Raw genomic sequence first — 14,346 nt, 5'->3', positions numbered from 1 at the left:
AGGAGGTCGCTCATGGAGTGGAGCATCCAGCAGATCGCGCGTTTGGCGGGCACCACGAGTCGCACGCTGCGTCACTACGGCGAGGTGGGGCTCGTGACGCCGAGCCGGATCGGCGACAACGAGTACCGGTACTACGACGCCGTCGCGCTTGTTCGCCTGCAGCGAGTGTTGCTGTTGCGCGAGCTCGGGCTGGGCATCCCGGCCATAGCCGAGATTCTGGCGGGGCAACGAAACGACACCGTTGCGCTGCGTGCACACCTGGAGTGGCTCACCGAAGAGAAGAAACGGCTCGACCGCCTGATGACGAGCGTTTCACGAACAATCCACGACCTGGAGAAAGGCGAAGAACCGATGGCAGAGAAGATGTTCGACGGATTCGATCACACCGTCTACAAAGACGAGGTCGAAGAGAAGTGGGGCGCAGAATCCTATGCGGCAAGCGACAGGTGGTACACCTCGATGTCACAGAGGGAGAGCGATGATTTTCTGATGGCTGCAGCAGAATTGGCTTCCGACTGGGCCAGTGCCGCACAGTGCGGCGCGGCGATCGACGGCCCTCTCGCCCAGGAATTGGCGAAGCGCCAGTGCGACTGGCTTTGCGGCATCCCTGGTGCTCCGAAGTCCGCCGACGGCCGGCCGACGAAACAGTACTTCAGCTGGTTGGGCGATTCCTATGTGAATGACGAACGGTTTGCTGTGAACTATGGCGGCACGGAGGGCGCGACCTTCGTGCGAGATGCGATGCGCGTGTTCGCAGAAGCCGAGCTGTAGGGCAGCCCGACAGCTCAGGCGACGAAAGGTTCGAGTTCGGCGGCTTCAGTCGCCTCGGCCTGACTCACCCTGACTGTTGGTGAGAAAACTGGCAGGCAGGAGTCCAGATGCCGCACCCACGTCGTTGTGGTCGACCCTCGATTGCGCCGCCACCTGAGCAGGCGCCCCCTTGCCGTGATGCCGAACCCGACGGGACGAACGTGTGCACGACTCCTACCGCGAGCCTGTCGCTGCCGTGGAGGTGCCCTGTGTAGCCTGAGCAGTACTCGGCGCAGGGGCGGCGTTCGCTCGACCGATTAGAGGAGAATTCTCATGTCGTCTGCTGAGCCCACGCCCATCCTCCCGGTCACCCCGGTAGCAGGTGCCGCGAAACCGGCGCGACCTCTCTCGGCCGGTGTCAGGGTGTCGACAATCATCTTCATCGTGATTGCTCTTCTCGGTCTCGCCGTGACGGTCGCCTTCCTGGTGGCGACGCTCGCGAGCCTGGACACCGACGACTACGGTTACTACTTGGCATTCTCCGTGGTTGCGTCAATTCTCAACGTCGTCCCGGCGGTCGTCGTTCTCATTCTGGGATTGCTCGGACGTCGCTCACCGAACCGCGTCTCGACCACCGGCCTGGTTGTCGGAATCATCGTGCTCGTGCTCCTCATCGCCCAGTTCATCGTGCTTGCAGTCGTCTGACCTGTCTCTCCTCTGCAGCCCGCGAACGTAGGCTGGGGAAGCGATGAGAATGTCAGCCAAGCGCATCAATCCTCCGTATCTGTGGAGTGTCGGGCGGCGACGGTTGGCGGAGTCCGTGCTGGCTGCGCTGCCAGAGTATTTCGGGGACTTCGTCGATCCGGCACTGACAAGCGGCGCGGCGGCCATCGCGATCATGCAGGCACGGCCCGACGCTGCCTTCAGGCTGTCGAGCGATGACGCCGAGCTTGTGAACGTATGGCGGGTTGCCGAGGCCGATGTGACCGGGCTGGTCGAACGAGTGAGGCAGCATGTGGGCCGAAGCAGCGCGTACTACTTCGCCGAACTGCGTCACAGCTCTCCGAATGCTGCCGTCGAGGCGGCTGCCAGGTTCGTGTATCTGTGTGGCGCAGCGCAGGGAGGAGGCGAGGCCGCGTCGCCGGACGGGTTTCGCAATGCGATGTTCAACCCGCGCACCACTGCGTTCGACGAGGCCAATCTGCAGAGGCTCTCCGCCCTGCTCCGCGAGCGGCAGGTCAGCTTCACAGTGCAGGGTGCGTTCGATGCGCTGCGGGGCATCCGGGAAGACGATTTCGTGTTCTTCGATGCGCTGCCGGATGCTCGACCTGACGCACGGCGCGAGGTCGCGAGCCTCGTGAAGTCGATCAATGCGAAGGGGGCGCAGTTGCTGGTACCCGAGCCGGTGCAGGTGGATGATCGGGAGTGGTTGGCTCGGCTCGAGGGCATTGCGCAGCGCGGGGAAGCACCAGGCCTCGACGCCGTGTGGGTGAACCGTGTGCTGCGGCGGGCGCTGGCCTGACGCAGCCAATAGTCTGGGGCTGTGAATCCAACAGGGCGGCGGTCGGTGATTCTCATCGAAGACCAGATGCTGATGCGGGTTCTCGTTGCCGAGTCGCTGGAGGCTGCGGGCTTCTCCGTGAGCGCCTATGCCGATGCCAGCTCTGCCCTCGAGGAGTTCGACTCGGTCGACCCCGACGCACACCACCTGTGAAGAACGGACCTGCAATGACGACCGACGCCCTGGTCATCCACACAACCCACGGCCCCGTGCGCGGTTTCGCCGACGGTCCGGTGCAGGTGTGGAAGGGAATTCCCTTCGCCGCTGCGCCCGTCGGTGAGTTGCGCTGGCGTGCACCCCGTGTGCCGCTCGCCTGGAGCGAGGTGCGCGATGCCACCGTCTTCGGCAACGTCTGCCCACAGGCGGCCAATGCGGTCATCTCGCTCGACCCGACGGCACCACACGATGAGGACTGCCTGAATCTCAATGTCTGGCGCTCCTCGGGGTCGACCACCGGCACAGACGGCACGGGCGAAACGCCCGGAGCAGGTGCCGATTCGTCGGGCGCCCTGGTCCCCGTCATGGTCTGGGTTCACGGCGGAGCCTACGTGTTCGGCTCGTCGAGCCAGAAACTGTTTGACGGCGCGTCGCTGGTGGCCGGCGGCGAGGTGATCCTTGTGACGATCAACTACCGACTCGGTGGACTCGGGTTTCTCGAACTCTCGTCACTGAACTCAGAGACCGAGCACTTCGATACCAACCTCGCCCTGCGTGACGTAGTGCTGGCACTCGAGTGGGTGCGCGACAACATTGCGGCTTTCGGCGGCGATCCCAAAGCCGTGACGCTGTTCGGTGAGTCGGCAGGCGGCGGCATCGTCACCACCCTGATGACCGTGCCGGCCGCGAAGGGGCTCTTCGCCCGGGCCGTGGCGCAGAGCTCACCGGCGACCTCCGTGTACGACGAGCACCGGGCATCCACGGTCGCCAGCGCGTTTCTCGAGCAGCTCGAGGTGACGCCGGAGCAGGCCGTGATGTTGCGCGACATCAGCGTAGACCGCATCGTCGAGGCGAGCATGGCCGTCTTTCAGAAAGTACCGACCACGGCACCCGGAACCCTCGCCTTTGCGCCGGTCGTCGACGGCGATCTTGTGCCAGAACACCCGCTGACGGTCTTCCGTGAGGGCAGGGCACACGCCGTGCCTCTGATCATCGGTACGAACAAAGATGAAGCAGCTATGTTCACGATGATGAAGTCGCCGCTGATGCCGATTCAGCCCGACACCATCAGGGAGATGTTCAACGGCATTGCCGCCGAGCACCCCGAAATCACGCTGCCGAGTGAGGCCCAGATCGGCTCGGCATACTCTGGGCTCTCGGTGAAGGCCGAGGGCATGGGCGTCGCGCGCGACGTAGGGTTCCGCATGCCGGCGGTCTGGATCGCCGAGGGGCAGAGCGTTGTCGCGCCGGTCTACCTCTACCGCTTCGACTGGGCGACACCCATGCTCCGGATGCTCGGCATCGGCGCCACGCACGCCACCGAATTGCCCTACCTCTGGGGCAACCTCGTCTCGGGACCGAAAGACATCACGTTCAAACTCGGCGGACTGCGCGTGGGCAAGACGGTCTCGGCCCACATGCAGGAGCGCTGGCTCGCCTTCGCCGTCACCGGCACACCGCACGGTCTCGAGGGTGAGCCAGAGTGGAGGAGCTATACGCAGGGTGAGCGTTCGACGCTGGTCATCGACCGGCACGATCGAGTGGTGGACGACCTCGACGGTGACCTTCGGAAGGCGTGGGGTGACGAGGTTCTGAGCTTCCTCTAGGGGCCAGCCAGGAGCCAGGCAGGTCTGAATCTGCCTCGCGTGTCAGGGTTGGCAATCGAAATCGACTAAGATTCGCGGCCTTTCGAATGCTTGACCTATCCTCAACCAGGCTGTTACTCTGCTGCGGAACGATGGTGTCAAAAAAGGTGGTGCCGTCACGGGCTGCTGGGGGTTGTGCACATGACGGGCTACGAGCGGAATCGGTTCGGAATCCTGGCTGCCACCGCTGCGGTCGCTGCCGCAGCGGCGCTCAGCTTCGGCGTGATGTCGAGTGCGCAAGCCGATACAAGCACGGAATCGTCGTATACGGCGACAACCGTGGTGCCGCTGCCCCCTGCATCGACGTTCTCCGGCAGTGCGGGAGGAGACGGTTGGGCATTGGCCGTCGAGCCCGACGCGGTGTACAACGTGTTCCATCACGCTTCGACGCTCCAAGTCGCCTGTCACCTTCAGGCCGATGCTTCGGAGTGTTACAGCCCGCGAACCATCACCGACACTGCCGATGGCAGTAATTTCGCTGTCTCCGGCCAGCCAGGGCTCTGGGCCGACACGGCGAACTCCAAGCTCTACGTCTATGCGACGAAGGTCTCCGATACCTCCGCTGGCGTCGTCTGCGTCGACACCGCGGCGGCGGCATCGAACCCGAACCCCTTCTGCGGCTACACCGTTCTTGCTCCGGCTGGCGATGCGCCACTTGCCGGGAGTATCAGTGCACTCAGTAACCCCGTTCTGGTCGGAACGAAGTGGTACGCCTTCAACACGGTGACCGATGCGTCGACCGGCGCCAAGAACCACCTCCTGTGCTTCGACACGACCGCGAAGGCCGCCTGTGGCTCACAACCGTTCGACATCGTCGGGGCGGCATCCCTGTCGACCAATGGGGGCTTCCCCGTGCCGTCGATCGCCGCAATCGGAAGCCAGATCGTGATTCCCGTCGTCGTCACTGCCCCCACTGCAGCGCAGCAATTGGAGTGTTTCTCCACCACGACGAATGCGCTCTGCGGTGGGTCGTGGCCGGTCGACACGAGCTTCGGCTACATAGGCAGCAATGGCGCGGCCTTCCCGCTGCTCAATGCCTCGGGAGTCCCCGTCGGAGTGTGCCTTCCGACCGCAGCCAACCAGTGCTTCAACCAGAACGGCGAATCGGTCGCAACGCCGGCCGGGTTGCCTGCGGCCATCGGGGCCAACCTCGTCTGGAACGGGCCGGCGATCACGGTCGGCCCGCGTGTCTTCGTGGCGAATGGGGTGAACGACTCGGTCGGCTGCTATGACTATGCCGCGGGGGCCGGGTGTGCGAACTTTCCAAAGGCCCTCAACGGCCTCAGCCTCCTCTATACGGTGAACGGTGACCCACAGCGCCCCTCGTGCATCTGGGTGAACGCCGACAACGGTGAAGCCCAGATCCAGAACTTCGACGCGTACAGCGCGGGCAACTGTGGTGCGGGCTCGATCCGCGTCTTCGCTGCCTCTTTCGTCGCCCCCCAGGAGCAATGTGTGCCGACGTCGTGGCAGTCGCTGCAGATCCTCGAGCCGGCTCCCGGTTCCTACACCGGCGCAACCGTCTCGTTCGTCGACAGTGACGCCACCCCGATCCCGAATGCGCCCGACAGGCCGGTCGGCGCAGACGGCAAGGTCGACTTGACCGGGCTCGACCTCAACGCGGGCATCGGCCTGCCGCAGTTCCTCGTTCAGTTCGCCGACCAGGGCCAGCAGATCGGTTCGGTGAAGATCCAGTTCACCTGGACCGGCGCCACCGACGTGGTCTGTGGTGCATCCGTGCCGACGACTCCGAGTCCGACTCCGACAGCGACGGTCACGCCGTCACCGACGGCCAGCCCTCATCCGGGTCTTGCCGCGACTGGCGCGACGGTGCTCCCGGCGGTGGGCATCGCTGCGGGACTCGTGGGTGCCGGCGCGCTGGTGCTTGCCCTCGTCATGGTGGTTCGGCACCGTAGGGTCGCCCCGCCGAAGAAATAGTGGTTCACGGTGACGGGGCGAGTGCGCCCCGTCACCACCCGCGGTGAACGCTGTGCCGCTACCATATGGTCATTCCCGTGAGTTGGTGGCAACGCAGCCCCTCTCTCCCTCTGACCGCGGAGCCGTGAAATGCCAGGATTGTCTCGCCGCCAGTTCGTGGCGCAGGTCGCTGCTCTGTCTGCCGCCTGGGGGCTCAGCGCCGAACTCCTGGGCCAGACCCTCTCTGCACAGGGTGCCAGCGCAGGGGCGGCTCCGAGAACCGGAGCCGCGATCGCCGATGCGGCAGCAGCGGCGGCATCCGGGCCAACGGGCTCGACCCTCGTGCAGACCGTTCTGCAGGGCTCTGCCGGAGCAGCGAAGTACCGCACACTGGTCGCCGGCCCCGGCGAACCCTACGTGCCCCGCCTCGATGTGCTCGGCCGGGCCCCGAACGCCTCCCGTGTCGCCGCCCGTCGTTCCCTGCTCTACCTCGGCCATCTGTCTGACCTTCATGTGATCGACGCGCAGTCGCCGGGCCGAATCGAGCCCATGATCGAACAGAACCATGCGGCCTGGGGTTCGGCATTCCACCCGCAGGACCCGCTCACGGTTCACGTCACCGCCGCGATGGTGAAGGGATTCTCCGATCTGCGGGTGAGCGCCGTGACCGGGGCGCCGATGGGGGCCGCCATCGTCACCGGCGACAGCGCCGACATGCACTCGCACCACGAACTCCGCTGGTACATCGACATTCTCGACGGCAAATCCGTTCTGCCCTCGAGCGGGTCGTCTGGCACCTTCGAGGGGGTGCAGGCGTGGGCAGAGGCGACCTGGGCGTACCGGCCGAACGACCCCGCCGGCGGCGACTTCGGCGACTACGGGTTCCCTCGCCTGCCTGAGCTGCTGTCGCAGGCCATCTCGAAGCCCGTCGAATCTGTCGGGCTGCCTGTGCCGTGGTACGCGGTCTACGGCAACCACGACACGCTGCTGCTCGGCACCTTCGGCCTCAGCTCGCAACTGCGTGCCCTCGCGGTCGGCGGACAGAAGGCTTACTCGGTCGACGCGACGGCGAGCTCGATTCTCGAAGGCTACGCCGCGACGGCAAGCCCCCTGCAACGGATGATCGACGCCGTCGGCTTGCAGCTCGGCCTTCGCCCGGGGTTCCGCTCGGTCTCGCCCGACGATTCGCGGTACCTGTTCGAGCAGCGTGACTTCATGGCAGAGCATTTCGTGACCGAGACGACCCCCGGGCCCGTCGGGCACGGGTTCACGCAGCACAACCTCGACACCGGGCAGACGTGGTGGGAGACCGAGCTCACCCCGGGCATCCGTGCCTTCGGCCTCGACACCTGCAACCAGGTCGCTGGCCCCGATGGCGCCGTCTCCGACACCCAGTTCCAGTGGTTGAAGGGCGAGCTGCAGGCGGCGCAGGCCGAGAAGAAGCTCGTGCTGATCTTCAGCCACCACAACAGCCTCACCCTCGAGAACCGCGCCCAGCGACCGGGCGACACGGAGGTGCTGCACGGGGCAGAGGAGTTCGTCGAGCTGTTGCTGCAGTACCCGGTGGTGATCGGGTGGCTCAACGGCCACACCCATCTGAATCAGATCCTGGCGCACACCGGCGCCGCTGGCCGCGGGTTCTGGGAGATCACGACCGCATCGTGCATCGACTTTCCGCAGCAGCAGCAGACAGTCGAGGTGGTCGACAACCGCGACGGCACCCTCTCGCTCTTCACCACGGTGGTCGACCATGCCTCGCCAGTCACACCGGGCGGGTCGGGAAGCTACCTCGACCTCGCGTCACAGAGCCGGGAACTCGCCGCGAACGACTGGGCCGAGACGCCACTCATGCGACGGGGCTCGCGGCTCGACCGCAACACCGAGCTGCTGGTGACGGCACCGTTCGACCTCGAGTCCGTCAGCGATGCGGCGCTCGAGCTGCAGCACACGGCCGAGCGAGCCCGACTGCTTGCCTACGAGCAGAAGGCGTCATCGTGAATCGTCCACTCCGGCCTGCAGTCACCGCCTGGGCCATCGTCGCTGTCGTCGGCGTGGCGACAGGCGTCTCCGGATGCTCGCAGGTCGCCGCCCTGGCGCCCGTCGGCGGCAACACCATCACCGAGATCCGCTACGCCGCAAACGACGTTCTGGTGGGCGCGGGAATCGAGATTCTGACCGCCCCGGTCTGCGTCAGCACCGCGGGCGGGGTGGCGTGCACCGGCCAGACGGCGTCGGGCGAGCCGATCACCGTGACGACGACGGATGCTGCGCTCACCACGATCGACGTCACCGTCGGTTCGACGACGGTCTATTCGGGCTCCGTCAGTGCCGTGCTCGATGCGGCAGCGAGGTCCACGAAGTGAGTGACACGAACGACGCGACTGCTGCCGATCGAAGCAGGCTGGGGCGATGGATGCTCGTGGTGCTTCTGATCCTGCTGAATGCGGCCGTGCAGGCGCTGCTTGTCGCCGGAGACCCGATCCCCGGCGTGAGCTGGTGGTTCGCCGTGCTGGTACTGCTCTCGTTCGCCGCAGTGACGGTGACCGTCTGGCTCGGCTGCGCTCTTCTCGAACCGCTGTTATACGACGGAGCCGATCGCAGACCAGCCCGACTTCGCCTGCTGGTCTGGTCGGCCGCCTCTGTCGCGATCGCGGCGATTGCCGGAGTGATCGTGCCGGCACTCGCCGTGCTGCCGGCCCTGCTCGCCGCCTTCGTGCTCCCGCCTGTGGCCCGAGGGTCGAAGGCTCCCTCCCACCACGCTGCCTCGGTGTTTCGCCGTCACCCCGTTCGGGCGGTCATCACCGCGATCGGCGGCGTCGTGCTTCTGGTGCTCAGTTGTCTGGCAGCGCTCCTCCTCGGCTTCTTCATCACCGGCTGGCTGGCCGCGGGGCTCACCTGGGTCTGTTTCGGTCTCGCCGGGGCCCTGCTGGTGTCGACAACGAGTTCGCTCTTTCGGCACTCGATGAATCGACCGTCGCGGAGAGGACGGATTGGCGAAGCCGTCACCTAAGAATTACATCAGATGTTTATCTGATGTAATATGGCACTATGAGTACGGCGACATTCACTGATCTTCTGCGGAGGCCGAAAGAGGTCCTCGCCCACATTGACGAAGGTCAGGTTCGCATCACTCGACGCGATGGTGATGACCTCGTCATATTGCGAGGGCACGATCTCGACATTCTCGAGACTGGAGTTGCGCTCTCGAGCCGTTTGCTTCGTGCGATCGGTCGGAACAAGGGCGATGTCGCAGCAGCGTTGAAGGAACTTTTCGCTTGGGTTGGGGAATTCAATAATGATGAACTCGACGCATACGCAACCGAGATCGAGCAGCTTGTCTACGCCGCCAGCGAATTGGGCACCTTCCAGCGTCTGCTCAGGGCTCAGCAGGAATGGCAGGAGACCGCATTGGCTTATGCAATCGGAATGCGTCCTGTCGAGCCAATCGAACTGCCCGAGGTTCCAGTCCGGGTCGATCGTCCGTAGATGGCGGGTAGGCGTGAGGTCGCAGTGCAGCGGCCAATCAAAGCCAGTGAGCACGAGATTTTCTTCGGCAGTGTGGCTGCCGAACGCGGCTGGATGGATGTGAAGTCAAATGCGAAGAACGCCCTTGCAGATGCCTTCGACTACCTCACAGTCCACCCGGCGCAGTACGATCCTGACCGCTGCTATCAGCTCCGAGGCGACCTTTCGACCGTTGTCGTCGATGGGGTGAGCTTGCCGCAGTGGCAGTACAAAGTGACAGACGGCGCTCGGCTATGGTACGCAGTCGATGAGCCAAACATGAAGTCGAAAAAGCCTGGGCGCGTGATTATCACCAGAGCATCGGCCGGCCACCCCAACGAGACAGACTCGAAGAAGAACTTCCGCTAAAGGAACGCAGCATCTGATAGCGAGCGATTCGCGAAAGCCCCGCTTTCGCATGCGCCTCATGCTCGATCTGGTGTCGTAACTGCCAGCCTGCGACCGTAAGCCCCGGAGAATCCTCAGAAGCTGAGGGCCATCACCGCGATCGAGAGGCCCATGCCGAGGGTCTCGAGCTGGGTGCGTCGGTGGCCCGGCCCCGTTCGCCTTCTGCGTTGCACGAGCAATGCGCCGGTGAGGGCGGTGAAGACCAGGGCGACCAGTACCACGAGCGACGGAAACGTGAATGCCCCGGCGATCAGGTCTGCCACCCCAGACGCCCCCGGGGCCGCGGTCATACCGGCCATCTGGTGCCCAGCCGAGCCGTTCGATGCGTTTTCGACGGTACGGATGCCTGATCCCATCCCGACCGAACCGGTCAGTGTGAGGGCGGCCATCAGCACGAGCCCGAGACTCCGGTGCAGCGCCATCACGCGGTAGCCCGCCGGGCCGCCATGCAGCCGCACGAGAACTGCGGGGATGACGGCCGCGAACAGCAGGAGCGCAGCCCAGGCGACGGCCGCGAGCACCCGTGTACCTGTGGCCATGTCGAGCATCGACAGCAGCATGAGGGCGGCGGGTAGGGTGTTCGCCACCCTTCGGTGCGGGGTGCCCGCGACGCAGCACGCGGCTACCGTCGCTGGCACCACCGCGCCGAAGTGTGCCAATTCGAGGCTCATGCTGACGGTCAGGCTCCGTGGTGGTGGTCGCCGTGGTCGCCGTGTGAAGCGTGACCCTCGTGCGCCCCTGAGTCGTGCGAGCAGGCGTGCTTCAGCTCACTCGGCGGTACATTCAGCGCCGGGTTGCGGTCGAAGAAGCCGTACGGCTTCAGCGTGAACTTGGCGTAGTCGGTCGGCATGACGGGCCAGTCCTCGATTCGCGGGAAGTGCGTCGGGCCGAAGGTGTGCCAGAGAACGATGTCTTCGCCGTCGACGGAGCGGTCGGCCGCCATGTACCGGGGCAGGCCGTCTCCGCCCGGGTTCTGGTGCACGAAGTCGCCGGCCGGGTACCGTTCTGCCGTGTCGTACTGCGTCACCCAGAGCTGCTTGGTGGTGAAGGCAGCGCGCGCGGCGATCGACGAGGAAGGGTCTGCCAGCAGCGTCGGCGCCTGCTCCGGGAGGAGCACATAGCCGGTCGGCCGGCCGAGGCGGTTGGTCTTCTCGGTGTTGACGATGTGCCAGGCGCGTCCGACGGAGGCGTCAGCGACACGGCCGGCGTCTGATTCACTGGAGAGGCGAGTGACGCTGTTCGTGAAGGCGCCACCGTAGGGATTCTCTGCGCTGACGGGCAGGCGCACAGCATCCACTTCATCGACGGCGTTCGAGACGCCGTCGACCATCATGTCGAGCCGGGCGCTGAAGAGGTGCTGGTGGTATGGGGCGCCGAGCCCGGGGGCGACCTCGCTGGCGTAGGGGCTGCCCTCGACGTACGAGGAGGTGAACAGGATGCCCGTGAGCTTGGCCTCGCATTCGATGGTTCCGTCGAGGTAGAGGTACCAGTAGAACCCGTAGTCGTAGTTGCCGACGGTGGTGAAGAAGCTGATCACCAGGCGACGCTGGCGGCGGACCTCGCTCGAGCCAGTGAACATATCGGAGTGCTTCCAGAGCGTGCCGAAATCCTCTTCGTGCATGCAGATGCCGTTCTTGATGGTCTGCGGGTTGCCGAGCTCGTCGGCCAGCACGGCGTCGAAGTAGTGGATCTCGCCGACGCAGTCGCAGCCGAGCTCGAGCGAGTTCGTGAAGCGGCCGAAGAGGTACTCGCCGGTGTCGAAGTAGTTCTGCCAGAACCGTACGGGGGAGGGGTCGCCGTAGGGCACGACCATCTCGGCGATCGAGCCGCGGTACATGATCGGGCGCTGTTCGACGCCGTCGAAGAACGAGAGCTGGCGCATGATGAGGCCCTCGCGCGGGTCGAAACCGACGTCGAAGCTCCAATTGCCCCAGGTGACGGACTCGCCGTCGACCACGAAGCTCGGGCCCTCCGGCTGGGTGATCGAGATCGGTTTGAGCACGGTGAGCGGTGCACCCTGCAGGGCGGGGTCGTCGAAGTTGCCGCCCTCGACGGGCACGGGCAGCGGGGCAGAGTCGATCAGGCGAGTGATCGTGCGGGCGGCGACGTCGACGTAGGCGCAGAGGCCGTCGACGGGGTGTGCCCAGGGGTGGTCTTCGGGGTAGTTCTGCTGGAAGGCGAGTACGCGCAGGATGCGGCGGCCCTCTTCTTCGGGCAGGTCGTAGAACCCGGCAGAGAGGGGCACGCAGACGACGGAGTCGACGGCGATGCCGCGAGCGGTGAGCGCGTCGACCCAGCGCTGGTCGGAGGCCACGATCGGACCGACCTCGTCGAACTCCTGGATCAGCACCGGCAGCTGGCCGTTGCTGCCGTCGAGCACGACGGTGCTGATGACCTCGGCGCCGTCGATCGAGACGATGCTGTCGGTCGAGTGACCGGTGGCCATGTCGAGCAGCATCACCCGGGCCTGGCGGTCGGGGCGGGGGCCAGAGCCCTCGAGGTAGGCGAGCACCTCGCGCTTGTGCGGCTCCTCGAGGCCGATGTAGGCGAAACGCGAGGTGGGGGTGAAGAGTTCGCTCGCGGTCACCACGTCTCTGACCTGCTCGATGTCGGCGGGGGTGAGGCTCGCCAGGGGCGAGGTGATGGTGCGATTCGGTTCTGTCAGTGTCATGGTCTGGCTTCTCTTTCGGTGGTGTGTTCGGTGGATCAGTGACGCGGGGTGGGTTTCGATACGGCCGGTGGCCTACTCAACCGGCGGGGTGTGCGCCGTATGAGTAGCACGAAGTGCGTATCGAAACCGACCGCGTTCAGCTGGCGATGGTCTCGGTGATGGCCTCGTAGGCCTCGCGATTCCTGCGCTTGATGATGGCCGCCTGGATGATGCCGGCGACAGGGAACACCACGATCAGGCCGAGGAGAACCGCGCTCACGGCGCCGAAGACGGGCACGCCGGCTGCGTCGACATCGCCGACGAGAAACGGGAAGTTCACGCCGATGATCACGGCGGCCCCGATCAGGCCGATGAAACCGAGCACCGGCGCGATCAACGTGTTCCAGAGCCGGGCGTCGGACTTCGTGCGACGGAAGTACACCACGACGGCCACCGAGGTGAGAGCCATGAGCAGCGCGATCGCGAGCGTCGCGACCCCCGAGAACCAAGTGAAGACGTTCAGCACCGGGTCGAGCTGCAGAACCGCGAACAACACGATGAGCACGAAGGCCGTGGCCGTCTGGATGATCGACGAGACGTGCGGCGAGAGGTGCTTGTGGTGCACCGAACCGACCTTGCCGGGCAGGAGTCCGGCGTTCGACATCGAGTGCTGGTACCGGGTGATGACGTTGTGGAACGAGAGCACGCAGGCGAACATGCTCGTGATGAGCAGGATGTTGATGATGAGTTCCCCGACCGGGCCCAGGTAGTTCAGCGTGGTCTGGATGACCATGGTGCCGGGGTCGATGGCGGCCTGGGCGACGACGTTCGACGGCCCCCAGGCCATCACGAGCGCCCACGAAGCCAGCGTGTAGAAGGCGCCGATACCGATGACCGCGATGTACGTGGCACGCGGGATGGTGCGATCGGGGGTCTTGGCCTCATCGCGGAAGATCGCGGTCGACTCGAAGCCGATGAAAGCAGCGAAGGCGAACATCAGGCCGACACCGGGCGAACCTGAGAAGATCTGCGTCGGCATGAACGGTTCGGCCGAGAGTCCCTCAGCGCCGCCCGTGACGACGACGGCAGCGACCAGGGCGAGCACGATGCCGACCTCGCAGACCAGCAGTACGCCGAGCACCTTGGAGCTGAGGTCGATGTGCCGGTAACCGAGCACTCCCACGATCAGCACGATCGCCAGTGAGTAGACCCACCAGGCGATGTCGGGGCCACCAAGTGAGGTGATCGACACGCTGATCAGGTAGCCCACGTAGCCGTGTACGGCGATCTGGATGGTCGTGTAGGTGAGCAGAGCCAGGTAGGCCGCCGACAGGCCGGCCGGCTTGCCCAGTCCGTGCCCGATATACGTGAAGAAGCCGCCGGGTTTGGGGATCTTGCGGGTCATTGCCACCAGCCCGACCGCGAACAGCAGCAGGATGACCGCACAGACCACAAACAGGGCCGGGAAGCCGACGCCGTTACCGAGCAGGAAGCCGAGCGGTGCAGAGCCACCGATCACGGTGAGGGGCGCGGCCGCGGCCACGACCATGAAGACGATGGAGCCGACGCCGAGCGAGCCGGAGAGGCCGGCTTTCGGTGCGGCACCGGAAACAGCTGTTCCGGCGGGTTCGCGAGTGGTTGTCATGATTCTCCGTCGATATAGAGGTAATAGGTGGAGGGTGGGCTGGTGTGGGCATGAGGAGGGCGTTCTGCTCATGATCACCCGCCCGTGTTGCGTGGCGATTTTCAGGCTG

14 protein-coding genes are annotated in these 14,346 nt (G+C 65.3%); 11 read left to right on the top strand and 3 right to left on the bottom strand.

Going from position 1 to position 14,346, the window contains the following annotated elements; genetic code table 11:
- Positions 1-12: 12 nt before the first annotated feature.
- From JOE66_RS11760 to JOE66_RS11710, 11 genes are all read left to right on the top strand, one after another.
- Complete coding sequence (locus JOE66_RS11760; RefSeq protein WP_205109674.1) at positions 13-771, top strand: MerR family transcriptional regulator; 759 nt, start codon at positions 13-15, stop codon at positions 769-771.
- Positions 772-1,083: 312 nt separating this feature from the next.
- Positions 1,084-1,455 (top strand): hypothetical protein, encoded by a 372-nt coding sequence (locus JOE66_RS11755; RefSeq protein WP_205109672.1) that lies wholly within the window; start codon positions 1,084-1,086, stop codon positions 1,453-1,455.
- A 43-nt stretch (positions 1,456-1,498) separates the two neighbouring features.
- Positions 1,499-2,272 (top strand): DNA adenine methylase, encoded by a 774-nt coding sequence (locus JOE66_RS11750; RefSeq protein ID WP_205109670.1) that lies wholly within the window; start codon positions 1,499-1,501, stop codon positions 2,270-2,272.
- Between the two features lie 21 nt (positions 2,273-2,293).
- Complete coding sequence (locus tag JOE66_RS11745; protein ID WP_205109667.1) at positions 2,294-2,464, top strand: response regulator; 171 nt, start codon at positions 2,294-2,296, stop codon at positions 2,462-2,464.
- A gap of 14 nt (positions 2,465-2,478) precedes the next feature.
- The gene (locus JOE66_RS11740) at positions 2,479-4,074 is read left to right on the top strand and encodes a carboxylesterase/lipase family protein (RefSeq protein WP_205109665.1); all 1,596 of its coding nucleotides are present in this window, start codon (positions 2,479-2,481) and stop codon (positions 4,072-4,074) included.
- Between the two features lie 180 nt (positions 4,075-4,254).
- Positions 4,255-6,051, top strand: coding sequence for a hypothetical protein (locus tag JOE66_RS11735; RefSeq protein WP_205109663.1), 1,797 nt, complete (start codon positions 4,255-4,257; stop codon positions 6,049-6,051).
- A 129-nt stretch (positions 6,052-6,180) separates the two neighbouring features.
- The gene (locus JOE66_RS11730) at positions 6,181-8,028 is read left to right on the top strand and encodes a TIGR03767 family metallophosphoesterase (RefSeq protein WP_205109661.1); all 1,848 of its coding nucleotides are present in this window, start codon (positions 6,181-6,183) and stop codon (positions 8,026-8,028) included.
- A complete protein-coding gene (locus tag JOE66_RS11725) occupies positions 8,025-8,393 on the top strand; it encodes a hypothetical protein (protein WP_205109659.1) in 369 nt (122 codons plus the stop codon). Before JOE66_RS11730 ends, JOE66_RS11725 begins: the two co-directional genes overlap by 4 nt.
- The gene (locus tag JOE66_RS11720) at positions 8,390-9,040 is read left to right on the top strand and encodes a hypothetical protein (protein ID WP_205109657.1); all 651 of its coding nucleotides are present in this window, start codon (positions 8,390-8,392) and stop codon (positions 9,038-9,040) included. Before JOE66_RS11725 ends, JOE66_RS11720 begins: the two co-directional genes overlap by 4 nt.
- Before the next feature lie 38 nt (positions 9,041-9,078).
- Positions 9,079-9,516, top strand: coding sequence for a hypothetical protein (locus JOE66_RS11715; RefSeq protein WP_205109655.1), 438 nt, complete (start codon positions 9,079-9,081; stop codon positions 9,514-9,516).
- The gene (locus JOE66_RS11710; RefSeq protein WP_205109653.1) at positions 9,517-9,903 is read left to right on the top strand and encodes a hypothetical protein; all 387 of its coding nucleotides are present in this window, start codon (positions 9,517-9,519) and stop codon (positions 9,901-9,903) included.
- 113 nt (positions 9,904-10,016) lie between these two features.
- On the opposite strand, the gene JOE66_RS11705 is transcribed toward JOE66_RS11710, so the two are convergent.
- The 3 genes from JOE66_RS11705 to JOE66_RS11695 all read right to left on the bottom strand — a co-directional run bounded on the left by JOE66_RS11705 (position 10,017) and on the right by JOE66_RS11695 (position 14,237).
- Positions 10,017-10,613, bottom strand: coding sequence for a hypothetical protein (locus JOE66_RS11705; protein ID WP_205109650.1), 597 nt, complete (start codon positions 10,611-10,613; stop codon positions 10,017-10,019).
- Positions 10,614-10,621: 8 nt separating this feature from the next.
- Positions 10,622-12,613, bottom strand: coding sequence for a primary-amine oxidase (locus tag JOE66_RS11700; protein WP_205109648.1), 1,992 nt, complete (start codon positions 12,611-12,613; stop codon positions 10,622-10,624).
- Between the two features lie 136 nt (positions 12,614-12,749).
- Entirely contained in the window at positions 12,750-14,237 is a 1,488-nt protein-coding gene (locus JOE66_RS11695) for an APC family permease (protein ID WP_205109646.1), read from the bottom strand.
- Between the last annotated feature and the right edge of the window lie 109 nt (positions 14,238-14,346).

The organism is Subtercola frigoramans (genome assembly GCF_016907385.1).
Lineage (GTDB): Bacteria > Actinomycetota > Actinomycetes > Actinomycetales > Microbacteriaceae > Subtercola > Subtercola frigoramans.
This window is presented reverse-complemented; position numbering and strand designations above follow the sequence as displayed.

Bases quoted from the DNA above. Each gene is read 5' to 3' on its own strand.
- JOE66_RS11760 (WP_205109674.1), top strand. From the start codon at position 13: ATGGAGTGGAGCATCCAGCAGATCGCGCGTTTGGCGGGCACCACGAGT.
- JOE66_RS11755 (WP_205109672.1), top strand. From the start codon at position 1,084: ATGTCGTCTGCTGAGCCCACGCCCATCCTCCCGGTCACCCCGGTAGCA.
- JOE66_RS11750 (WP_205109670.1), top strand. From the start codon at position 1,499: ATGAGAATGTCAGCCAAGCGCATCAATCCTCCGTATCTGTGGAGTGTC.
- JOE66_RS11740 (WP_205109665.1), top strand. From the start codon at position 2,479: ATGACGACCGACGCCCTGGTCATCCACACAACCCACGGCCCCGTGCGC.
- JOE66_RS11735 (WP_205109663.1), top strand. From the start codon at position 4,255: ATGACGGGCTACGAGCGGAATCGGTTCGGAATCCTGGCTGCCACCGCT.
- JOE66_RS11730 (WP_205109661.1), top strand. From the start codon at position 6,181: ATGCCAGGATTGTCTCGCCGCCAGTTCGTGGCGCAGGTCGCTGCTCTG.
- JOE66_RS11715 (WP_205109655.1), top strand. From the start codon at position 9,079: ATGAGTACGGCGACATTCACTGATCTTCTGCGGAGGCCGAAAGAGGTC.
- JOE66_RS11710 (WP_205109653.1), top strand. From the start codon at position 9,517: ATGGCGGGTAGGCGTGAGGTCGCAGTGCAGCGGCCAATCAAAGCCAGT.
- JOE66_RS11705 (WP_205109650.1), bottom strand. From the start codon at position 10,613: ATGAGCCTCGAATTGGCACACTTCGGCGCGGTGGTGCCAGCGACGGTA.
- JOE66_RS11700 (WP_205109648.1), bottom strand. From the start codon at position 12,613: ATGACACTGACAGAACCGAATCGCACCATCACCTCGCCCCTGGCGAGC.
- JOE66_RS11695 (WP_205109646.1), bottom strand. From the start codon at position 14,237: ATGACAACCACTCGCGAACCCGCCGGAACAGCTGTTTCCGGTGCCGCA.